General features: G+C 65.2%; 21 protein-coding genes. 11 read left to right on the top strand and 10 right to left on the bottom strand.

The genetic code is table 11. From position 1 onward, the window contains the following. The first annotated feature begins 100 nt into the window (after positions 1–100). A complete protein-coding gene (locus tag CAG33_RS12765; RefSeq protein ID WP_085579211.1) occupies positions 101–574 on the top strand; it encodes an Lrp/AsnC family transcriptional regulator in 474 nt (157 codons plus the stop codon). A 101-nt stretch (positions 575–675) separates the two neighbouring features. Here CAG33_RS12765 and lpdA read toward each other — a convergent pair whose 3' ends face one another. Continuing rightward, positions 676–2,076, bottom strand: a complete 1,401-nt coding sequence (lpdA, locus tag CAG33_RS12760; protein ID WP_085579209.1) for a dihydrolipoyl dehydrogenase — start codon at positions 2,074–2,076, stop codon at positions 676–678. A 210-nt stretch (positions 2,077–2,286) separates the two neighbouring features. Between lpdA and CAG33_RS12755 the strand changes: the two genes are divergently transcribed. The 5 genes from CAG33_RS12755 (at position 2,287) to cfaB (ending at position 9,611) form a co-directional block, all read left to right on the top strand. Next, the gene (locus CAG33_RS12755; RefSeq protein ID WP_085638677.1) at positions 2,287–4,245 is read left to right on the top strand and encodes an SPFH domain-containing protein; all 1,959 of its coding nucleotides are present in this window, start codon (positions 2,287–2,289) and stop codon (positions 4,243–4,245) included. Then, positions 4,242–5,288, top strand: a complete 1,047-nt coding sequence (gene hflC / locus CAG33_RS12750) for a protease modulator HflC (protein ID WP_085638674.1) — start codon at positions 4,242–4,244, stop codon at positions 5,286–5,288. Before CAG33_RS12755 ends, hflC begins: the two co-directional genes overlap by 4 nt. Next, positions 5,285–6,343, top strand: coding sequence for a protease modulator HflK (hflK, locus tag CAG33_RS12745; protein WP_085638671.1), 1,059 nt, complete (start codon positions 5,285–5,287; stop codon positions 6,341–6,343). The genes hflC and hflK overlap by 4 nt, the downstream gene beginning before the upstream one ends. Beyond that, positions 6,340–8,247: a heavy metal translocating P-type ATPase gene (locus CAG33_RS12740; protein ID WP_085638668.1), complete on the top strand. Its 1,908-nt coding sequence runs from the start codon at positions 6,340–6,342 to the stop codon at positions 8,245–8,247. The genes hflK and CAG33_RS12740 overlap by 4 nt, the downstream gene beginning before the upstream one ends. Before the next feature lie 176 nt (positions 8,248–8,423). Next, on the top strand, positions 8,424–9,611 hold the full coding sequence (gene cfaB, locus CAG33_RS12735) for a C17 cyclopropane fatty acid synthase CfaB (protein WP_085579199.1): 1,188 nt from the start codon (positions 8,424–8,426) through the stop codon (positions 9,609–9,611). 3 nt (positions 9,612–9,614) lie between these two features. Here the strand turns inward: cfaB and cls are convergent, their stop codons facing one another. Continuing rightward, positions 9,615–11,054 carry a cardiolipin synthase gene (cls, locus tag CAG33_RS12730; protein ID WP_085630316.1) on the bottom strand — a complete coding sequence of 480 codons (1,440 nt, stop codon included), beginning with the start codon at positions 11,052–11,054 and terminating at the stop codon, positions 9,615–9,617. 131 nt (positions 11,055–11,185) lie between these two features. On the opposite strand from cls, the gene CAG33_RS12725 reads away from it, so the two are divergent. Further along, positions 11,186–11,704, top strand: a complete 519-nt coding sequence (locus CAG33_RS12725) for a DUF3617 domain-containing protein (RefSeq protein ID WP_085579193.1) — start codon at positions 11,186–11,188, stop codon at positions 11,702–11,704. A gap of 50 nt (positions 11,705–11,754) precedes the next feature. Here the strand turns inward: CAG33_RS12725 and CAG33_RS12720 are convergent, their stop codons facing one another. The 6 genes from CAG33_RS12720 to folE2 are packed head-to-tail and all read right to left on the bottom strand — an operon-like array spanning position 11,755 to position 16,967. Then, complete coding sequence (locus CAG33_RS12720; protein ID WP_085638665.1) at positions 11,755–13,092, bottom strand: dihydroorotase; 1,338 nt, start codon at positions 13,090–13,092, stop codon at positions 11,755–11,757. Between the two features lie 3 nt (positions 13,093–13,095). Further along, a complete protein-coding gene (locus CAG33_RS12715; protein ID WP_085579189.1) occupies positions 13,096–13,656 on the bottom strand; it encodes a DapH/DapD/GlmU-related protein in 561 nt (186 codons plus the stop codon). Next, positions 13,653–14,528: a metal ABC transporter substrate-binding protein gene (locus CAG33_RS12710; protein ID WP_085638662.1), complete on the bottom strand. Its 876-nt coding sequence runs from the start codon at positions 14,526–14,528 to the stop codon at positions 13,653–13,655. The genes CAG33_RS12715 and CAG33_RS12710 overlap by 4 nt, the downstream gene beginning before the upstream one ends. 11 nt (positions 14,529–14,539) lie before the next feature. Continuing rightward, positions 14,540–15,406, bottom strand: coding sequence for a metal ABC transporter permease (locus CAG33_RS12705; protein WP_085638659.1), 867 nt, complete (start codon positions 15,404–15,406; stop codon positions 14,540–14,542). Further along, a complete protein-coding gene (locus tag CAG33_RS12700; RefSeq protein WP_085638656.1) occupies positions 15,406–16,074 on the bottom strand; it encodes a metal ABC transporter ATP-binding protein in 669 nt (222 codons plus the stop codon). Before CAG33_RS12700 ends, CAG33_RS12705 begins: the two co-directional genes overlap by 1 nt. Beyond that, on the bottom strand, positions 16,071–16,967 hold the full coding sequence (folE2, locus tag CAG33_RS12695) for a GTP cyclohydrolase FolE2 (protein WP_085630306.1): 897 nt from the start codon (positions 16,965–16,967) through the stop codon (positions 16,071–16,073). Before folE2 ends, CAG33_RS12700 begins: the two co-directional genes overlap by 4 nt. Before the next feature lie 83 nt (positions 16,968–17,050). Between folE2 and CAG33_RS12690 the strand changes: the two genes are divergently transcribed. After that, positions 17,051–18,253 (top strand): N-acetylmuramoyl-L-alanine amidase, encoded by a 1,203-nt coding sequence (locus CAG33_RS12690; RefSeq protein WP_085638653.1) that lies wholly within the window; start codon positions 17,051–17,053, stop codon positions 18,251–18,253. Here the strand turns inward: CAG33_RS12690 and CAG33_RS12685 are convergent. Beyond that, entirely contained in the window at positions 18,250–18,627 is a 378-nt protein-coding gene (locus CAG33_RS12685; protein WP_085579177.1) for a glutamine synthetase, read from the bottom strand. The two genes, CAG33_RS12690 and CAG33_RS12685, sit on opposite strands and share 4 nt — an antisense overlap. A gap of 210 nt (positions 18,628–18,837) precedes the next feature. On the opposite strand from CAG33_RS12685, the gene zigA reads away from it, so the two are divergent. Next, positions 18,838–20,043 carry a zinc metallochaperone GTPase ZigA gene (gene zigA / locus CAG33_RS12680; RefSeq protein ID WP_085630302.1) on the top strand — a complete coding sequence of 402 codons (1,206 nt, stop codon included), beginning with the start codon at positions 18,838–18,840 and terminating at the stop codon, positions 20,041–20,043. Then, complete coding sequence (locus CAG33_RS12675; RefSeq protein WP_085579172.1) at positions 20,043–20,693, top strand: DUF1826 domain-containing protein; 651 nt, start codon at positions 20,043–20,045, stop codon at positions 20,691–20,693. The genes zigA and CAG33_RS12675 overlap by 1 nt, the downstream gene beginning before the upstream one ends. Before the next feature lie 4 nt (positions 20,694–20,697). Here CAG33_RS12675 and CAG33_RS12670 read toward each other — a convergent pair whose 3' ends face one another. Then, positions 20,698–21,054, bottom strand: coding sequence for an NADH:ubiquinone oxidoreductase (locus CAG33_RS12670; RefSeq protein ID WP_085579170.1), 357 nt, complete (start codon positions 21,052–21,054; stop codon positions 20,698–20,700). 25 nt (positions 21,055–21,079) lie between these two features. On the opposite strand from CAG33_RS12670, the gene CAG33_RS12665 reads away from it, so the two are divergent. After that, on the top strand, positions 21,080–22,051 hold the full coding sequence (locus CAG33_RS12665) for a GTP-binding protein (RefSeq protein WP_085638649.1): 972 nt from the start codon (positions 21,080–21,082) through the stop codon (positions 22,049–22,051).

Here is a 22,051-nt window from a genome sequence, read left to right as displayed (position 1 = left end):
CGAAGGGCAGGGCAGGTGGTTGCGTAGTTCGCTTCAAATGCGCTTGGGATTGGCATAACCTGCTTTCTTTTTGCGCATAGACCATCAGGATCTGCCAACCATGAAACTGGACGCCTTCGACCGCAAGATTCTCGCCGCGCTGCAACGGGACGGACGCCTGAGCAACGTGCAGCTGGCCGACGAGATCGGCCTGTCGGCGTCGCCGTGCCTGCGGCGGGTGCGGATGCTGGAGGAGGCGGGGGTGATCCGCGGCTACCAGGCCAACCTCGACCGCGATGAAGTGGGCCTGGGGCTGACGGTGTTCGTCGGGGTCAAGGTGGAGCGGCACAACGATGAGCGGGCCGAAGCGTTCCGGGCGGCGGTGACGGCGCTGCCGGAGGTGATTTCGGCGTTTCTGGTGTCCGGCGAGTCGGACTTCCTGTTGCAGGTGGTGGTGCCTGACCTGCGGGCCTATGACCGCTTTCTCACCGGTTGCCTGCTGAAGTTGCCGGGGGTGAGTGACATCCGCAGCAACTTTGCGATCAACACGGTGAAGACGCCGGGGGCGTTGCCGTTGGGGCATCTTCCGGCTTGAGGCCGAGTTGAGCCCATCGCGAGCAGGCTCGCTCCTACAGGGACTGCATCAATCTCTGTGGGAGCGAGCCTGCTCGCGATAGCGGTCTGTCTGCAGGCGGCCTACATCTGCGTCGCCATCCCCTCCACATCCATCGCGGCCTGGCGCAGCGCCTCCGAGCGGGTCGGGTGCGGGTGGCAGGTCAGGGCGATGTCCTCGGCCGAGGCGCTGAACTCCATGGCCACGCAGTACTCGCCGATCATCTCGCTGACGCTCGGGCCGACCAGGTGCACGCCCAGCACTTCGTCCGTGCGCTCGTCGGCGATGACCTTGGCGAAACCTTCGGTCTCGTGGTTGATCTTGGCCCGGCTGTTGGCGGTGAACGGGAACTTGCCGACCTTGTAGGCCCGGCCTTCGGCCTTGAGCTGCTCTTCGGTCTTGCCGACGCTGGCCAGTTCCGGCCGGGTGTAGATCACGTTGGGGATCAGGTCGTAGTTGACCTCGGCCGCCTTGCCGGCGATCCGCTCGATGCAGGCCATGGCTTCGTCTTCGGCCTTGTGCGCGAGCATCGGCCCGGACGTGACGTCGCCGATCACCCACACCCCGGCGGCCTCGGTGCGGTGGCGGTCGTTGGCGAGCATGCCGCGCTTGTCGGTGCCCAGGCCGACGTTCTCCAGGCCCAGCCCGCGGGTGTACGGCCGGCGGCCGATGGCGACCAGCACATAATCGGCTTCCAGCAATTCGGCGTCGCCGCCGGCGGCGGGTTCGACGCTCAGTTGCACGCCGTTGGCCGTGGTCGTGGCGCTGGTGACTTTCGAGCTCAGCCTGAACGCGATCCCTTGCTTGCCCAGTGAGCGCTGCAAGGCTTTGCCGGCCTCGCCGTCGACGCCGGGACAGATGCGGTCCAGGTATTCGACCACCGTCACTTGCGCCCCGAGCCGGCGCCAGACCGAGCCCAGCTCCAGGCCGATCACCCCGGCGCCGATCACCACCAGGTGTCTGGGCACTTCGCCCAGCGACAGCGCGCCGGTGGAGTCGAGGATGCGCTTGTTGTCGATCTCCACGCCGGGTAGGGGCGTGGGCTCGGAGCCGGTGGCGATGACGATGTCCTTGGCGGTCAGCTCGATGCGGCTGCCCTGATCGCCGGTCACGCTGACCTTGCCGGGGCCGTCGATATGGCCCCAGCCCTTGATCCAGTCGACCTTGTTCTTGCGGAACAGGAACTCGATGCCTTTGGTCAGGCCGGCGACGCTTTCGTCCTTCTGCTTCATCATCTGCGCGAGGTTGAGCGAGGGTTTGACCTCGATGCCGAGGTTGGCGAATTCCGGCCCCAAGGCCGCTTCGTACAGTTCGGAGGCATGCAGCAACGCCTTGGAGGGCATGCAGCCGACATTCAGGCAGGTGCCGCCGAGGGTGGCGCGGCCCTCCACGCAGGCGGCCTTGAGGCCGAGCTGGCCGGCGCGGATCGCCGCGTTGTAGCCGCCGGGGCCGCCGCCCAGAATCACCACGTCATAGTTGCTCATGCGCTTGCTCCCGGTTGATGGATGCGGATCGGTAACGGTAGTCCGCACTAAAAATTACGAACGTAATATGTGCGTTTCCAGACATTTCGGTCAAGGCTTCAGGCAAGCGACAGGTGGGTCGTCTTTAGATAGTGGATTTGTGTACGAATATTTCACGGCATTTGTTATATCGTAACGATATGTGCCGTTAGCCAAGGGTTTTGGGGGGATATGCAAGTCGATCTGGAGGGGGATGGCACCCACGTGACCGGACTGCCGCGCTTTCAGCAGGCCGCGGCCCAGGGGCGCCGCTTGCGCCGGTTGGCCGTCGGGCTGGGCTCGCTGGCCGGGGCAGGGTGGGTGCTGGCGTTCTTTGTCGGGCTGTTTGCCCCGCAATCGTTGTGGCCGGCGCTGCTGGTCAACCTCAGCGCTGCGTTGCTGGTATTGGTGGCCGGGCTGCAATCGGCGTGGTGGGTGAGCCGCTGGCGGGCACGGGTGATCGATCCGCCCGCATCGGTCGTCCCCGAAGATGATTCGCCTGCGCCGGACGGTTGGTACGAGCGGTTGCTCGACCGGTTGAGTCGTCGCGGCCTGCATCTGCTCGGGCAGGTCGGCGCGCCCACGTTATGGCTGGGCGGCTGGGCCTTGGCGGCCGCGTTGAGCGTCGATCAGACGTGGAACCTGGCGTTGCCGTCCGCCGCTGTGGGCATATCGGCGACGGTCGGCGCCGCGCTGGCGTTGGTGCTGGCGTTCGGGTTGCTGGTGCTGGAGCGGCAATGGGCCCAGGAGCCTCCAGCGCAATGGCCTGAAGCGGGGTCGCTGGCGCAATTGGCGCGTGTGGCGATCATCTGCCTGGTGTTGGCGGCGTTGTGCCTGTTGTTCGCCAGCGAAAGCGCCGTGTGGCCGGTTCGCGTCGCGGTGCTGATCGGCCTCCTGCCGGGCGTGGTGGCGCTGGAGTTGCTGCTGCGTGCGGTGTTGTCGCTGTTCAGCCCGCGCCGGGAGACGCTCGAGCCGACCCTGCTGGCGCGCAGCGTTGTGGCGGATCTGCTGCGCTGGCCGCCGCAGCCGCTGCTGGCCTTGCAGCATGAACTGCACAACCGCTTCGGCATCGATCTGCGCCAGATCTGGGCCTTCAGCTACATGCGCCGGGCCCTGCTGCCGGTGCTGGCGCTGGTCGCAGCGGTGGGGTGGCTGCTGACCGGGCTTCATGAAATCCCGATGCAAGGCCGCGGCATCTACGAGCGTTTCGGCAAACCGGTGCAGGTGTTCGGCCCCGGCCTGCACGCCGGTCTGCCCTGGCCGTTGGGGCGGGTGCTGAGCGTCGAGAACGGCGTGGTGCATGAGCTGGCCACCAGCGTCGGCGAAAACCCGGCGCCCGTTCAGGCGGAGCCCGCCGAAGGTCCGCCGCCGCTGACGGCCAACCGCTTGTGGGACGCCAGCCACGTCAACGACAAGTCCCAGGTGATCGCCGGCAGCCGGGGCGGGCAGCAGAGCTTCCAGATCGTCAACATGGACGTGCGCTTCGTCTACCGCATCGGTTTGAGCGATCAGGCTGCCTTGGCCGCCACCTACAACAGCGCCGATGTGCCGACGCTGATCCGCAGCACGGCCAGCCGGATTCTGGTGCACGATTTCGCCTCACGAACCCTCGACGGTTTGCTGGGGCAAGACAGGACAGGGCTCGCCGAGGAGATCGGCCGGGCGGTGCAGCACGACCTGCAGAAACTCGACAGCGGCGTGGAAATCCTCGCCACGGTGGTCGAGGCCATTCATCCGCCAGCCGGTGCGGCCAATGCCTATCACGGCGTGCAGGCCGCACAGATCGGCGTGCAGGCGTTGATCGCCCGCGAGCGCGGCGCAGCAGCCGAGGCCAGCAACCAAGCGCAACTGCAGGCCAGCCTTGCCGGGGATCAAGCCACCGCCAATGCCCGTGAAACGGAAGCGGCGGCACGGGCGGCGGACCTGAAGTTTTCGGCCGAACAAAAGGCCTACGCCAGCGCCGGTCAAGCGTTCGTGCTGGAGCAGTACTTCGCTCAGCTCAGCCAAGGGCTGAGCAAAGCCCGGCTGCTGGTGCTCGACCATCGCCTGGGCGGCAGCGGCAATGCGCCGACCATTGACCTGCGCACCTTCACACTGCCGGCCGATCCCGCGCCCGCACGCAATGTTGCTCAACCAGGAGTCACCCATTGAGCCAGTCGCACACTCACGATCATTCCGATCACAGCGGCCACGGTCATGCTCATGGCGGGCATCACCATCACCACGGTCATCATCACCATCAGCACGGCGAGCCGGAAGAAGCGGGGCCGTTCCCGTGGCGGCGCATGGGCTGGGCGGCGTTGCTGGTGGCCTTTGCCGTCGCGGCGGCGAGCCTGGTGCAGGTGCGCTCCGGGGAGGCGACGGTGATCACCCGCTTCGGCAACCCGACCCGGGTGCTGCTGGATCCCGGGCTGGGATGGCGCTGGCCGGCGCCGTTCGAGGCGGCGATCCCGGTGGACTTGCGTCTGCGCACCACGTCCAGCGGTCTGCAGGATGTCGGCACCCGCGACGGCTTGCGCATCATCGTGCAGTCGTATGTGGCGTGGCAGGTGCAGGGCGATCCGGACAACGTGCAGCGTTTCATGCGCGCCGTGCAGAACCAGCCGGACGAAGCCGCGCGGCAGATCCGCACGTTTGTCGGTTCGGCGCTGGAGACCACCGCCAGCCGTTTCGACCTGGCGAATCTGGTGAACACCGATGCCGCTCAGGTGCGCATCGGTGACTTCGAGGCGCAGTTGCGCCAACAGATCGACCAGCAATTGCTGGCGACCTACGGGGTGCGGGTGGTGCAGGTCGGCATTGAGCGGCTGACCTTGCCGTCGGTGACGCTCACGGCCACCGTCGATCGGATGCGCGCCGAGCGTGAAACCATCGCCACCGAACGCACGGCGGTCGGCAAGCGCGAAGCGGCGCAGATCCGCTCCGCGGCCGAACGCGATGCGCGCATGGTGCAGGCCGACGCCACAGTGAAGGCGGCAGAAATCGAGGCGCAGTCCCGGGTCGAGGCGGCGCAGATCTACGGACGCGCCTATGCCGGGTCGCCGCAGTTGTACAACTTGCTGCGTTCGCTGGACACCCTTGGCACCATCGTCACGCCTGACACCAAGCTGATTCTGCGCACCGACGCCGCGCCGTTCCGCGCCTTGGTGGACGGTCCGCCGACGCTCGACAGCAAAAGCGGATCGCAGCCATGAGTGAAGTTCCACGTGGAACACAACCGTTGAACAGCCCGTGGATACAGGCCGGACGCCTGGCGTTCTTTGCGCTGTACGCCGTGACCGTGCTGGCGGCGCTGGCCTGGGCATTCTCCAATGTGCGGCAGATCGATCCGCAGAACCGCGCGGTGGTTTTGCATTTTGGTGCGTTGGAGCGGATTCAGAATGCCGGTTTGCTGTTGGCCTGGCCCGAACCCTTCGAGCAAGTGGTGCTGCTGCCGGCGGCGGATCGGGTGATCGAGCGTCGGGTCGACAATCTGCTGCGTAGCGACGCGGCCTTGCAGGCGGATCGCGTGGTGACATTCGCCACACCGTTGAGCGACGCGCTGGCCGGTTCCGGCTATTTGCTCACCGGGGATGCTGGCGTCGTGCAACTGGATGTTCGGGTGTTCTACAAAGTGACCGACCCTTATGCGTATGTGCTTCAAGGTGACCATGTGCTGCCCGCGCTGGATCGCCTGGTGACCCGCAGTGCGGTGGCCCTGACGGCCGCCCGGGACCTGGACACGATTCTGGTGGCCCGACCTGAACTGATCGGCGCCGATAACCAGGCCGCCGAGCGTCGTGAACGGTTGCGCGGCGATCTGGTGCAAGGCATCAACCGACGCCTGGCCGAGCTGAAGGCAGACGGGCAGGGCATCGGCATCGAAGCGGTGCGGGTCGACGTGCAGTCGAGTCTGCCGGCGCCGGCGGTGAGTGCGTTCAATGCCGTCTTGACCGCCAGTCAACAGGCCGACAAAGCCGTGGCCAACGCCCGCACCGAAGCGGAGAAGCTCACCCAGACCGCCAACGAACAAGCCGACCGCACACTGCAGGTCGCCCATGCGCAGGCCGGTGAGCGGCTCGCCAAAGCCACCGCCGACACGGCGACGGTTCTGAGCCTGGCCAAGGCCCGGCAGCAAGGCAGCGACCCGCAGATGTTGCTGCGTCTGTACCGCGAGCGCATTCCGAAGGTCCTCGGCCAGGCTGGTTCAGTCACCACGGTGGATCCGAAGGACGATGCCCGGCTGATCATTCAGGGAGCCAGCAAATGACCACGAACACCCTTCCTGCGCCGAGCCTGTTGTCCTCGGCGGAACAGCGCCGCGCCGCACGCCAGTTGACCCTGGCGATGCTCGCCCTGGGCCTGCTCGGGCTGGGGCTGATCTGGCGCTGGCTGATGCCGGAGCAGACCGGCGTCAGCCAGTTGCTACTGGGCGTCGCGTCGGTTCTGGTCGCGGTGCCGGTCATGCGTTCGGCCTGGTTCAGCCTGCGCTATCCGAGCCTGCACGGCATCACCGATCAGTTGATCGCGCTGGCCCTGCTCGGCGCCTGGGCCACCGGTGACCTGCTCACGGCGGCGTTGCTGCCGATCATCATGATCTTCGGCCACGTGCTGGAAGAACGCAGCGTGATCGGCTCCCAGGAGGCGATCCATGCGCTGGGCCAGTTGACCCGCAGCCATGCACGCAAGCTTCAGGCCGACGGCTCGGTCATCGAAGTCGACAACAGCACGCTCAAGGCCGGCGACACGGTTGAGGTCCGGGCGGGGGACCGGGTGCCGGCGGACGGGCGGGTGCTGTCCGGCCAGGCCAGCCTCGACACGGCGTCGATCACCGGCGAGTCGGTGCCGGTGGAGGCGGGCGTCGGCATGGAGGTGTTCGGCGGGGCGATCAACCTCGACGGCCTGCTGCGCATCGAGGTGACTCGCACCGGCGATGAATCGACCCTCGGCAAGGTCATCGGCCTGATGCAGAACGCCGAACGCTCCAAGCCGCCGATCACTCGCCTGCTGGAGCGTTACGCCGGCAGCTACATGGTGCTGGTGTTGCTGCTGGCGGCGGTGACCTGGTTCATCACCCACGATGCGCAAGCGATGCTTGCGGTGCTGGTGGCGGCTTGCCCGTGCGCGTTGGTGCTGTCGGCGCCGGCCACCGCGATTGCCGGTGTGGCGGTGGCGGCGCGGCACGGGATCCTGATCCGCAGTTCGGCGTTCCTTGAGGAGCTGGCCGATCTCACCTCGTTGGTGGTGGACAAGACCGGCACCCTGACGTTCGGCACCTTGCGCTTGCAGTCGGTCGACAGCCCCCGCGTCGAGCACGGCACGGTGATTGCGCTGGCGGCGGCGCTCGGTGCAGCCAGCAGCCATCCGGTCAGCCGTGCGCTGGCCGGTCTGGCCGAGCCGGACAGTGACCTGGCGCTGACCGACATCCACGAGCGGCAAGGCTTGGGCGTGGTCGCGATGACGACCCGGGGCGAAGCGGCGCTGGGTCGCCCGGAGCTGTTCACGCAGTTGGGCATCGTCACCACCGCCGTACCGGAGCACGACGGCCCGATCGCCGGGCTGGCGCTGAACGGCGAATTCCTCGCCTGGCTGCTGCTCGCCGACAGCGTCAAGCCGGAAGCGCGGCTGGCGCTGGGTGAGTTGCGCGACCTGGGCCTGGGACGGCAATTGCTGCTGACCGGCGATCGCCACAGTGTGGCGAACGCGCTGGCCCGGGATGTCGGCCTGCACGAAGTCGAGGCCCAAGCGTTGCCGGAGGACAAGCTCAACCGGGTGCTGAAGGAGATCGACAGCGGCTTCCGGCCGATGGTGGTCGGCGACGGCATCAACGACTCATTGGCGCTCAAGGCCGGGGTGGTCGGTGTGGCGATGGGGGCAGGAGGTGCCGACATCGCGCTGGCCTCGGCCGACATCGTGCTGATCGGCAGCGACCTGCGACGCCTGGGCACCTGCGTGCGGCTGAGCCGCCAGTGCCGACGCACGTTGCAGGTGAACGTGGTCATCGGCCTGGGCTGGACGCTGGCCATCGTCGTGTTCGCCGCGTTCGGTTGGCTCGGTGCAGCCGGGGCCATGATCGCTGCGCTGCTGCACAACCTCAGCACCTTGCTGGTGCTGGGCAATGCCGGGCGCCTGCTGCGGTTCCAGGAACCGTTGCTGAAACTGAAGGAAGATTGATCATTTTTTGAACGGTGCGCCGGCCCCGAAGTCTTCCGAACAGGCGCACCGTACAAGGATGACCGTGCAGGCGCAGGCGTTCCGGTTCATAGCGGACGGCTATTAAATCGATAGCCTGCTATTTTTCAAGGATGGTCTACCCTCAGATCAGACGTCTGAAACCAGGGGGATATTCCATGCTCGCGCAACTTCCACCGGCCTTACAGAAACTGCAGCTACCGCTTCGCCTGCGGCTCTGGGACGGCCATGAGTTCAATCTCGGGCCGACGCCCAGCGTCACCATCGTGGTCAAGGACCCGCAGATGGTCACCCAGTTCACCCATCCGAGCCTGGACGCGCTGGGGGCGGCGTTCGTCGAGGGCAAGCTTGAACTGGAAGGTTCGATCAGCGAGGTCATCCGAGTCTGCGACGAGCTGAGCAATGCGCTGCTCGACGAAGACGAAGGCAGCCAGCCGGTGCGCTCGCTCCACGACAAGGAAACCGACGCCAAGGCCATTTCCTATCACTACGACTTGTCCAACGCGTTCTACCAGCTGTGGCTGGACAGCGACATGGCGTATTCCTGCGCCTACTTCGAAACCGGCAGCGAAACCCTGGAACAGGCCCAGCAGGCCAAGTTCCGCCATCTGTGCCGCAAGCTGCGCCTGCAGCCCGGCGACTACCTGCTGGATGTCGGCTGCGGCTGGGGCGGGCTGGCGCGGTACGCCGCCCGTGAGTTCGGCGCGAAGGTGTTCGGCATCACGTTGAGCAAGGAACAACTGGCGCTGGCCCGCGAGCGGGTCAAGGCCGAAGGGCTGGAAGACCAGGTCGAGCTGCAGTTGCTCGACTACCGCGACCTGCCCCAGGACGGCCGTTTCGACAAAGTGGTCAGTGTCGGCATGTTCGAGCATGTGGGCCACGCCAACCTCGCCGAATACTGCAAGACCCTGTTCGGTGCGGTGAAGGAGGGCGGCCTGGTGATGAACCACGGCATCACCGCCAAGCACACCGACGGTCGTCCGGTGGGACGCGGCGCCGGGGATTTCATCGAGAAGTACGTGTTCCCTAACGGCGAGCTGCCGCACCTGGCGATGATCTCTGCCGAGATCAGCGAGGCGGGTCTGGAGATCGTCGACGTCGAAAGCCTGCGCCTGCATTACGCGCGGACCCTGGACCACTGGAGCGAGCGCCTGGAGGACAACCTGGAGACCGCCGCCAAACTGGTGCCGGAGCAAGCGCTGCGCATCTGGCGCCTGTATCTGGCCGGATGCGCCTACGCCTTCGCCCACGGCTGGATCAACCTGCACCAGATCCTCGCCGTGAAGGCCCACCCCGACGGCAGCCATGAACTTCCGTGGACCCGGGACGACATCTACAACCCGTAGGCCTCAGAGAATCGGCGAAATGAGCCGGGCGATCCGCATGCCGACCTGTTGCAGGTGGTGGATCTCCCGGCTTTCGTCTTTGGCGATCTCGTTGGCCTGGGCGAAGTCATCGTTGAGCATCTGCTCCACGCGGGTGGCGAATTCGCTGTCCACGGTCAGCAGCATCACTTCGAAATTGAGGCGGAAGGAGCGGTTGTCCAGGTTGGCGCTGCCGATGGCGCTGATTTCGCTGTCGATCAGCACCACCTTCTGGTGCAGGAACCCGGGCTTGTAGCGGAACACCCGCACCCCGGCGCGCACGGCTTCGAACGCATAGAGGCTGGAGGCGGCGTAGACGATGCGGTGGTCGGGGCGCGACGGCAGCAGCAGCCGCACATCGACGCCGCGCAGCACCGCCAGGCGCAATGCCGCGAACACCGCTTCGTCCGGAATGAAATAGGGGCTGGTGATCCACACCCGCTCGGTGGCGGCGTGGATCGCTTCGACGAAGAACAGCGAGCAGGTCTCGTAGGGGTCGGCTGGGCCGCTGGCGAGCAATTGGCAGAGCACGCCGTCCTCCGGATAGGCCTCCGGCAGGATCATCGGCGGCAGGGCGCGCGCGGCCCAGAACCAGTCCTCGGCGAACGATTCCTGCATGCAGGCCACCACTGGGCCGCGCACTTGAATGTGGGTATCGCGCCACGGTGCCAGCGGCGGTTTCTCGCCCATGTACTCGTCACCGACGTTGTGGCCGCCGACGAAACCGGTCATGCCGTCCACCACGACGATCTTGCGGTGGTTGCGGAAATTCACCTGAAAGCGGTTGAGCCAGCCGCTGCGGGTGGCGAACGCCCGCACCTCGACGCCGCCGTCGCGCAGGGCCTGCACGTAGCTGTGGGGCAGGGCATGGCTGCCGATGCGGTCGTAGAGCAGATGCACCGCCACGCCTTCGGCGGCCTTCTTCAGCAAAAGGTCGCGCAGGCGCTGGCCGAGCTGATCGTCGTGGATGATGAAGAACTGGATCAGCACCGCCTCCCTGGCCTGGCCGATGGCGTTGAACAAGGCCTTGAACGTGGCCGGGCCGTTCACCAGCAGTTGCACGTCGTTGTTGGCCAGGCACGGCATCCGTCCCAGCCGGGGCATCGCGCGCAACGAGGCGTAGGCATTCGAGGCGCGGGCGGTCAGGGCCTCTTCCACCCACGGTCGCCAGTTGAGTTCGGAGATCGCCTGACGCATCTGTTCGTTGGCCTGGCGTCGCGCCTTGATGTAGCCGTCGAAGGTGCTGCGGCCGAAGACCAGGTACGGGATGAGCGTCAGGTAGGGAATGAAGATCAGCGACAGCGCCCAGGCGATCGAGCCTTGCGCTGTGCGCACGGTCAGCACCGCGTGAAGGGCGGCGATCGAGCCCAGGGTGTGGATCAGGGCGATCAGGTAACCGAAGAGGTGCGGTCCGAAGTAATCCATGGGGCAGCCGTGCTCCTGAAGTTTCAATGCCTAACAGACCATGTTCCGTTGCGGTTGTCGCCATTTAATTGGAGCATGAACCGAAGCGACCGGCCGACGTCTAACGGCCACTACTGATCAGGAGTCTCGCAATGAACGTTCGTCTGCTGGGTTTGGCGCTGGGCCTGGGTTTGGCTTTGCCGGTGGTTGCTCAAGCGCAAATGCTGCAGCCGGGTTTGTGGGAAATGACGTCGAGCAACGTCAAGGTCGATGACCAGGCCATGGACGTGCAATCGATCCTCGGCCAGATTCAAGGGCAAATCACGCCGCAGCAACGGGCGGCGCTGGAGAAGCAAGGCATCAACATCGGCGGCAAGGGCATCCGCGCCTGCCTGACGCCGCAGCAAGTGGCGACCAACGACATTCCCCTGGCGGATCCGCAGTCGGGGTGCAAGCAGCAGATCACCGAGCGCAACGGCAACCAGTGGAAATTCCGCTTCAGTTGCCCGCGGGCCCAAGGCACCGGCGTGGCGACGTTCCTCAGCGACCGGGAGTTCACCACGGTCGCCAACGGCACCTTCAATGCCATCGGCATCAACCAGAAGGGCAGCCTGGAAACCCGCGCGGTGTGGTTGGGGCAGGACTGCGGCACCGTCAAGCCAAGAGCCTGAAAGGCTTCGCGGGCAAGCCGGGAAGGCTTGCCCGCGAACGCGTCACCGATTCAACGCATGAACCTCAGGGGCAACCCCCGACACCCTTCGTTCACCCGCTGGCCATCCCAGGCGATCTGTCCCGACACGACGGTCAGGCTCACCCGATACCTGAACCGCCGTTCGGCGAACGGCGTCCACCCGCATTGCGACAGCACCGGTTGGCGTGACACGGCGACCCCTTGCGGCTCCGGTCGTATCAGCACCAGATCCGCCCAATATCCCTCACGCAAATAACCCCGGTCCGGGATGGCGAACAGATCCGCCACCCGGTGGCTGGTCTTCGCCACCAGGGTGGTGATCGGCAACACGCCGTCGGCCACCAGCTCCAGCAGCGCCGGCAAGGCGTGCTGCACCAGCGGCAAGCCCGCCGGCGCCTGGTCGTACGGTCGCTGCTTTTCGGCCCACGTGTGCGGCGCATGATCGCTGCCGATCACATCCAGGCGGTTGCTCAGCAAGGCCTGGCGCAAGGCGTCGCGGTCGGTGCGGGATTTGATCGCCGGGTTGCATTTGATCCGGTTGCCCAGCGTCGGGTAGTCGCGGTCGTCGAACAGCAAATGGTGCAGACAGACTTCGGCGGTGATGCGTTTTTGGGTCAGCGGTTTGTCTTCGAACAGTTCCAGCTCGCGGGCGGTGGTGAGGTGCAGGACGTGCAGGCGGGTGCCGTGGCGTCTGGCCAAGTCCACGGCGAGCGAAGAGGAGCGGTAGCAGGTCTCGGCATCACGGATCAGCGCATGGGCGTCGGGCGGCAGGTGCTCGCCGTAGCGCTCGCGCAGCCTGGCGGCATTGGCCTCGATGCTGGGCGTGTGTTCGCAGTGGGCCAGCAAGATCGTCGGCACCTCGGCGAACAGCCGTTCCAGGATCCGTGGATCGTCCACCAGCAGGTTGCCGGTGGAGGCGCCCATGAACACTTTCACCCCGGCCACTTCGCACGGGTTGAGCGCGGCCACCGTGTCGAGGTTGTCCTGGCTGACGCCGAAGTGAAAGCCGTAGTTGGCCACGGAACCGATGGCGGCCCGGCGCTTCTTGTCGGTCAGCGCGTCGAGGGTGAGGGTGGCCGGGGAGGTGTTGGGCATGTCCATGAAACTGGTGATGCCCCCGGCGACGGCCGCGCGGGATTCAGAGTGAATGCTGCCCTTGGCCGGCGAGCCCGGTTCGCGGAAATGCACCTGGTCGTCGATCATGCCCGGCAGCAGCCACTGGCCGGCGGCGTCGATTTCCTGCGCTGCGTTCTCGCCGAAGATGCTTGAGGCGATTTTGACGATGCGGCCATGGCTGACCAGCACGTCCGCTTCGAATTCCCGTCCTTCGTTCACCAGCCGCGCATGGCGGATCAGCAGGTTGCCCATGGCTCAGAACTCGTTCTGCAGGGCTTTGTAGCCGCGCACCAGATCGACGTTGGTGCGCGCCACGTCCTCGGAAAACTCCGAAGCGCTGACGCTCACCGGCGGGAACTGCGAAAGGTCGGTGCCCGGGCCGATGCGGGTGGTGGAGGGGACATAGAACGCATCCGGCAGGTCGCGTCCGTCCACCACCGAGTTGTGCCGCACCACGCAACCGTTGCCGACGGCGCAGTTGAACAGCACGCTGTTGAAACCGATGAACACCCGATCGCCGACCTTGCACGGGCCATGCACGATTGAACGGTGGGCAATGGAACTGTACTCGCCGATGGTCACCGCCGCGCCGGACTTGGAGTGAATCACCACGCCGTCCTGAATGTTCGAGTTGGCGCCGATGGTGATCGGCTCCATGGCGCCGGAGGCGTCCACTTCGTCGGCGCGGATCACCGCGTAGGGGCCGACGAACACGTTTTCGCCGATGACCACTTTGCCGCAGATGATCGCGGTTTTGTCGACGTAGGCGGATTCGGCAATCAGCGGCAGGTCGCCGGAAGGGTTCTTGCGGATCATGGTTGGCCCAGGGCTTGGTAGAGGGTGTTGAGGTTGTGTTCGAACAGGCCGGCGAACGTGCTGGCCGGTCCGGTGGCGGCGAGGGCGTCGGAGTACAGGGTGCCGCCGATGCGGGCGCCGGTCTCTTCGGCGATCTGCTTGAGCAGGCGTGCGTCTTTGATGTTTTCCATGAACACCGCTTTGACCTTCGCCTGGCGGATCTGGGTGATCAATGCAGCGACTTCGGCGGCGGACGGCTCACGCTCGGTGGACAGTCCTTGCGGCGCCATGAAGTCGATGCCGTAGGCCTGGCCCAGGTAGCCGAAGGCGTCGTGGCTGGTGACGATCTTGCGGTTGCCCGGCGGCAGCGAGCCGAGCTTGGCGCGGGCGTCGGCCAGCAGGGCGTGGATCTGTTTCAGGTAGGCCTGGCCGTTGCGCTCGTAGTCGGATTTATTGGCCGGGTCGGCGGCGCTCAGCGCTTTGGTGATGTTGGCGATGTACAGCTCGATGTTCGCCAGGTTGTGCCAGGCGTGCGGGTCGGGGACGGTTTCGCCGTCCTCGTCAAGCGAGCGCGGAATCACGCCGCGGCTGGCGGTGACCACCGTCGCGGTGGTGGCGGTGCTGCTCACCAGGCGATCCAGCCAGGGCTCGAACCCCAGGCCGTTCTTCACGATCAGCCGGGCCTTGAGCAGGGCCTTGGCGTCGTCCGGCGTGGGCTCGTAGGTATGGGCATCGGCATCCGGCCCGACCATGTCGGTGATCTGCACATGCTCGCCGCCGACCTGGTGCACCAGGTCGGCGAGAATGCTGAAACTGGTGACCACCGGGATCTTTTCCGCCGCCGACAACGACATCGACAGCGTCAGGCTGAACAGCAGTAATAGAACGCGCATCGGAAAACACCTCATGGTGATGTGAGCAAAGGCGGGCGGCGCAACAGACCGTGGATCGGTCCGAACACCACGGACAGCAGGTAGCCGACGCCCGCGATCAGGACGATGGCGGGGCCGCTGGGCAGCGAGCAGTGGAACGACAACAGCAAACCGAACCAGACCGACAGGCAGCCGATCAGCGCCGCGATGGCGATCAGAACCGGCAGGCGCCGGCTCCAAAAGCGCGCAGCGGCGGCGGGCAGCATCATCAGCCCGACCACCATGAGCGCGCCGATGGCCTGAAAGCCGATCACCAGGTTCAGCACCACCAGGGTCAGAAACACGCCATGGGCGATCGGGCCGAGCCGGCTGACGGTCTTCAGGAACAGCGGATCGAGGGTGTCGAGCACCAGCGGCCGATAGATCAGCGCCATGGCCGTCAGGCTCAGGGCGGACACCCCCAGCATGCCGTTGAGCGTCGGCCCGTCCACCGCGAGTGCCGAACCGAACAGCAGGTGCAGCAAATCCAGACGCTTGCCGGCGATGCCCAGAATCAGCACGCCGGCCGCCAGCGACATGGGATAGATCGCCGCGAGGCTGGCGTCTTCGCGAAGGCCGGTGCGACGGGTGATCCAGGCGGCGAGCCCGGCCATGCCTAAACCTGCGCCGAGTCCGCCGACGGTGAGGGCGGGCAGACTCAGCCCGGCGAACCAGAAGCCGAGCGCCGCGCCGGGGAGAATGCCGTGGGCGACGGCGTCGCCGATCAGGCTCATGCGGCGCAGGATCAGGAACACGCCCAAGGGGGCTGTGCTGCAGGCCAGCAGCAGCCCGCCGATCAGGGCCCGGCGCATGAACATGAATTCGTGGAACGGTTGCCAGAGGTGGACGAAGGTGTGCATCAGGCCACCTGCGGTGGGAGTGTCTGCTCGATCAGTTCGGCGGTGCTGCCGTATACGCAGCCGGTGTGCCTGATCAGCAAGGTATGCGGGATGTGTTGACGCACGGCGGCGAGGTCGTGGCAAACCACCACGAGGGTTCGCCCTTGCGCGTGCCAGGCATGCAGGTGCTGCCACAGCAATGCCTGCCCCTGTTCATCGAGTGCGGCATGCGGCTCGTCGAGCAACAGCAAAGGCGTATCGGCAAGGCTCAGGCGGGCGAGCAGGGCGCGTTGCAGCTCGCCGCCGGAGAGGGCCATCAGCGGGCGCTGTTCCAGGCCGCTCAGTTGCCAGTCCTCCAGTGCGCTCGCGAGGCGCCGCTTTCGCAAGGGTGAAGACAACCGGCGTCCCCAGAAACCCGCCGCCACCAGTTCCCGCAGGGTAATAGGGAACTGGCGGTCGAATTGCTGTTGCTGGGGCAAGAAGGACAGGCCGCCTTGCCGTGGAACACCCAAGTCGACTCTGCCCGACAACGGCTTCTGCAGTTTCGCGATGACCTTGAGCAGGCTGCTCTTGCCGCTGCCGTTCACCCCGACCACGGCGGTCAGACTGCCGGTCTCCAGAGAAAGGGAGAGAGCGGGGGTCAGCGGTTGGCCGAGTGCTCCCCACGTCAAGGACTGGCAACGGATCATTGAACCTCCCGCCGCCAGCGGCTTTCGGCGACGGCGTCATGGGCATGGAGGCTTTCGGCGTGGATCACTCGCAGATGGAACTCACGGACTCCGGGCGAGCGGCGCAGGGCCAGATTCAAGCGACGGGCAGCGTCCTCGCAGAACATCAGGTTTTGCCCATTGGCGAGGGCGAAGGCTTGTTCGTCGGCGCGTTTCACGGCCGTCTGGACGGCAGTGCCGAGGGCAGCTTCGGCCTGGTTGATGAAGTCGGTCAGCGAGAGGTGTTCTGTCGCAGCATCGAGGTGCAGGTGCAATTGCGCGGTGCTGCGCTGGCTGTGGGGCGTGGCGACAATGCCTCGGGTCGAGCCCAGCCAAGCTAATACATCGGCATGTTGAAGAGGCTTGTTGGCAAAGTCGTCAACGAACTGTTGCTGGATCAACTGCCGCGCGAGCGCCGCCGAGCACGGACAGGTCGACGAATACGGCACCTCGATTTTAAGTTCCACGTGGAACATTCCGTTTTTCAGGTGCGCGGCGAGGGTGACGGGATAGGTCTTCCAGCCGGCCAGCGGACTGACCAATGCCGGCCGCTTGAGCATCAGATCGGTATGGATGTTCAGGTAAGCGCTGCTCGACAGCCCTGTGTGGCTGTCGAGAAAAGCCTGCAGAACCTCACGCATGAGGCTGGGGCTCAGGTTCTTTGTTTCCAGACTTTCTAGCGCCAAGTAAAGCCGGGACATGTGAATCCCCCGGGCCTCGCCGTCGTCCAGACTGACGCCAGCATCCGCTTTGGCGCACAGGCGTTGTCCCTCGATCAAAACGGGCAGTGCGATGCCGCGCATGCCCACCCATTCGAGCGCAAGGGGCTGGCGAGCGGCTTGCGCTGCGATATCCGGAAGCGTCAACGCATTCATGAGCGGGTCCATCGTGTGATTTGAATTGATGTTATATTATAACAATTACAATCGCGATGCCTTTTTCATGAGCGGGCTTTCCTATGCACAGACGTCACTTGCTTCACCTGATGCTGGCCAGCGTCGCCTTGGCCTTTCCCTTTGGTGCGAAAGCCGCGCAGATCCGTCAGGCGCGGCTGTGGCGATCCGACGACAAGCTGCGGTTGGTGTTCGATCTCAGCGGCCCGGTGAGCTACAAGACGTTCTCCTTGGGCTCGCCGGATCGTCTGATCATCGATGTGGCAGGAGCGGAGGCGAGCAGTGATTTCAGTCAACTGCCGTTGAAGGACACGGTCATCCGCTCCATCCGTTCCGGACGTTATGGGCGCGGTGATACACGGATCGTGCTGGATCTGAAGAATCCAACGCAGTTGAACAGCTTCTTGCTGGCACCCCAGGACGGCCAAGGTCATCGCTTGGTGCTGGATCTGGTAAGCAGCGCAGCGCCAGCACCGATGGTTCCACGTGAAACACTCGCGCAGACCTCCAGGGCGCACGCCAAACGCGACATCATTGTCGTGGTGGATCCGGGGCACGGCGGCAAGGATCCGGGGGCCGTGGGCGCCAAAGGTGCGCGGGAAAAGGACGTCGTGCTGTCCATTTCGCAGTTGCTCGCGCGGCGCTTGAAACGGGAGAAAGGGTTTGATGTGAAGCTCGTGCGCAACGACGACTTCTTTGTTCCACTGCGCAAGCGTGTGGACATCGCCCGTCAGCACAAGGCCGATATGTTCATCTCCGTGCACGCCGATGCGGCCCCTCGTCTGACGGCAGCCGGGGCGTCGGTGTACTGCTTGTCTGAAGGGGGTGCGACGTCGGCCACCGCACGCTTCATGGCCCAGCGTGAAAACGGTGCGGATCTGCTTGGCGCCACCAGTCTGCTCAACCTCAAAGACAAGGATCCAATGCTCGCTGGCGTGATCCTCGATATGTCGATGAATGCCACCATCGCCGCCAGCCTGCAGTTGGGCAGTACGGTGCTCGGCAGTCTCGCCGGCATCACCACGCTGCATCAGAAACGTGTGGAACAGGCCGGATTTGCCGTGCTGAAGTCACCTGATGTGCCGTCGATCCTGGTGGAGACCGGTTTCATCTCCAATGCCCGCGACAGCCAACGACTGGTGAACCCCCGCCACCAACAGGCAATTGCCGATGGTTTGTTCGAGGGATTGCAGCGCTACTTTCAGAAGAATCCGCCGCTCGACAGCTACCTCGCCTGGCAGCAGGCGCAGAAAAGTCCCGTGGTCTAGCAGCCCGTAAGGCGGTTGCAGGTGAATTTGGCGCTGCCGCCGCCGGAGCTGGAATAGCGGTTGATCGTGGTCCAGCCCACGCGGCGGTTATAGCCGACCCAGGCTTCGCCGTCGGTGGCGATGCCTGTGAAGAAGGTCAGTTGTCCGTAGCGGCTGTTGGTCTGCGCCCAATAGCGTTGGCCGGCCTTGTCGAAGCCGCGCAGGTAGATCGTGCTGCCCGCGGTGTTGACGCTGTAGGCGTTGCCCTCGGCATCGACGCAGGCCAGCAGATTGGCGCTGCGTGTGCACGTGGCCAGGCCGGGGAGTTGTCCCCAGGCGGTTGAGGCCAGCAGCAATCCAAGGCCCAGCAGCGTGCGTTTCAGCGCCTGTTTCATGGCAATTTCCGACGGGTTAGACGGTGTACAGCTTCCTGCGCGACGGCGCTTGGGGCAAGAGAAGAGTGGTCAACTTATATTGTTATACTATAACATTAATTTGAATCGCCTTTACCCCCCTGATTTTCAAGCGCCTGCTTCTGTGGTGGCCTCCTGGAGGCTTCAAGAGCGCCAGATCGCAAAAACCGACCGTTTGATGAGGATTACCCCATGTCATACATGTTGCCAGTGACCGTTTTGTCAGGCTTTCTCGGCGCCGGAAAAAGTACGCTTCTGAATTACGTACTACGTAATCGGGGCGGCCTGCGTGTGGCCGTCATCGTCAACGATATGAGCGAAATCAACATCGATGGCAGCGAAGTCCAACGTGATGTCAGCCTGAATCGCTCCGAAGAGAAACTCGTGGAGATGAGCAACGGCTGCATCTGCTGTACGTTGCGCGAAGACCTGCTCGAAGAAGTCGGCCAGTTGGCCCGTGAAGGCCGTTTCGATTACCTGCTGATCGAGTCCACCGGAATCTCCGAACCGTTGCCGGTCGCCGAAACCTTCACCTTCCGCGACGAGCAGGGCCAAAGCCTGGCTGACATCGCTCGCCTCGACACCATGGTCACTGTAGTCGACGGCCTGAATTTCCTGCCCGACTACCAAGCCGCCGAAAGCCTCGCCGCACGGGGTGAAGTCCTGGGGGAGGAGGACGAGCGCTCCATCACCGACCTGCTGATCGAACAGATCGAGTTCGCCGACGTGCTGCTGATCAGCAAAATCGACCTGATCGGCAGCCGTGAACGGGAAGAGCTGATGGCCATCCTCAGGCGCCTGAACGCTCAGGCCGAGATCATCCCGATGGTGATGGGTGAAGTGCCGCTTGCGAAGATCCTCAACACCGGCCGTTTCGACTTCGAGAAGGCCGCCCAGGCCCCGGGCTGGCTGCAGGAGCTGCGCGGCGAGCATGTTCCCGAAACCCAAGAGTACGGCATCGCCTCCACAGCCTATCGGGCCCGGCGGCCGTTCCACCCCCAGCGTTTTTTCGACTTCCTCAACCGGCCCTGGCTGAACGGAAAACTGCTGCGCTCCAAGGGATTCTTCTGGCTGGCCAGCAAACCCGCCGACGCCGGCAGTTGGTCGCAGGCCGGCGGCCTGATGCGCCATGGGTTCGCCGGGCGCTGGTGGCGGTTCGTACCGAAGGAGCAATGGCCGCAGGATCGGGAAAGCACTGCCGCGATCATGGAAAACTGGACGGCCAGTGTGGGGGATTGCCGACAGGAGCTGGTGTTCATCGGTCAGGACATCGATTTCGCGCAGCTCACGGCGGACCTCGATGACTGCCTGCTGAGCGACGCGGAAATGGCCGTCGGCGCGCAGGGCTGGCGGCAGTGGCCGGATCCGTTCGGCCCTTGGCACGAAGAGGCTGCCTGATGCTCGCCTTGAACCCGTCGTATCGCGCCACCCGTGTGCAGCATCAGGGGCCCACGCCGCAGGATCTGGCGCGGATCCTTGAGGACGACATCAACCTCGCGGTCTGGCAACGGCAACTGCCGCTGCACATCGCGGATTTTGCGGATCTGCTCCTGTCGCTGGAGGTGCCGTACGCCGAAGCGCTGTGCCTGGAGCTGCCTGACGAAGAGGCGGAGCCGGACCTGGACGGCCTCGCCGGCGAGTTCCGCGACCTGGCCGGCCACGAAGCGTTTGTCGCCGACCTGAAATGGCTGACCGGCGCCTTCGCCTGCCTGCTCGGCGCCACGCGCATCGGCCTGCGCCTGCGGGTGCTGGACAAGGCCATGTGCCCGCGGTTTCACGTCGATCATGTGCCGGTGCGCCTGATCACCACCTATGCGGGCATCGGCAGCGAATGGCTCAGCGAAGGATCGATGGATCGCCGTCTGCTGGGCAACCCCGACGCCGAGCCCGCAGAGCCGTCGAGCATCCAGCGGCTGAAGGCTGGTGAAGTGGCCTTGCTCAAGGGCGAGAAATGGCATGGAAACGAAGGGTTCGGCCTGATCCACCGTTCGCCGCAACCGGCGCCGGGCCAGCGCCGGCTGATGCTCACCCTCGACTGGCTCGGCTAGCGCCTCAAGGCTTGAGCCAGCGGCCGTGGCTCTGGTTCTCGCAGTACGGTTGCAGGTACGCCGCGTCGGAGGCCACGCCGTAATAGTGGATATCCTGGCGATAGGGCATATTGGCGACTTGCGCGTCGCTGCAGACGCCGAAGGCGCCGGCGGGGCATTGGTCGACGTACCGGACCTCGACGGTCTGCCCGGCCAGGGTGGGTCGGCAGAAGCCGTCGCTGAACAGTTTCTGCGGGATGTTGCGGTTCTGCTGGCAGACCTTCACGTCCAGCCGTTCCGCCTGGCTGTGCACCACGCAGGCCTGGGCCAGCGCCTCGCTCGACACCAGCGCCAGCAGCAACGACCATCCCATCCACCGCATCTTCGACCTCCAGAACACTTCAGCCATGTTGCAGAACATTCCCACCCACGTCATCGCCGGGCCGCTGGGTGCAGGTAAGACCAGCCTGATCCGCCAGCTCATGGCCCAGCGCCCGGCGCACGAGCGCTGGGCGGTGCTGATCAACGAGTTCGGCCAGATCGGCCTCGACGCCGCGCTGCTGACCCGCGACGCCGATGGTATCGCACTGGGCGAAGTGGCCGGCGGCTGTTTGTGCTGCGTCAACGGCGCGCCGTTCCAGGTCGGGCTCGGTCGGCTGCTGCGCAAGGCCAGGCCGGATCGCCTGTTCATCGAACCGTCGGGGTTTGGGCATCCGGCGCAGTTGCTCAAGCAGTTGGGCGAGGCGCCCTGGCTGGGTGTCCTGGCTGTGCAGCCTTGCGTGCTGGTGCTGGATGCCCAGGCGCTGGCGGACGGCAAGCCGCTGCCGGACACGCAAAGGCAGGCCTTGGCCGGCGCCGGCCTGCTGTTGCTGAACAAATCGGAAAACCTCGCAGAGCCAGCGCGGCAAGCGATCGCCGCGCAATTGCCGGCGGTCAGGTTTATCTGGACGGAGCAAGCCCGGATGCCGCTGAGCGAGCTGCCGGGTCTGACGGCGCAGGCGGTGGCGGGGGCGGAGCCGTTGAATGTGCCGAAGGGGTTGGCGCAGATCCCGGCGGTCTGGAGCGATCCGGCGCTGCCGATTTGCCTGCACCAGGCCCAGGACGATGGCTGGAGCATCGGTTGGCGCTGGCACCCCGGGCAGGTTTTCGACAGCGTGCGTATCCGGCAGTGGCTGGAAAGCCTGGTTTGGCGTCGGGCGAAACTGGTGATCCACAGCGCGGACGGCTGGCGATCGATGAATGCCCTGGATAACGCGCCGGCGCCATGGCAGCCCAGCGAATGGCGCAAGGACTCGCGGATCGAGCTGATCTTCGCCGAGCGGCAGGATGCCGCGACATTGCAGGCAGGTCTGGCGGGTTGCCGGATCGGGGTCGCCTAG

Source organism: Pseudomonas sp. B3(2017), from assembly GCF_002113595.1.
Lineage (GTDB): Bacteria > Pseudomonadota > Gammaproteobacteria > Pseudomonadales > Pseudomonadaceae > Aquipseudomonas > Aquipseudomonas ekonensis.
The sequence above is the reverse complement of the archived record's forward strand: the minus strand, read 5'-3'. Positions and strand labels throughout refer to the sequence as shown.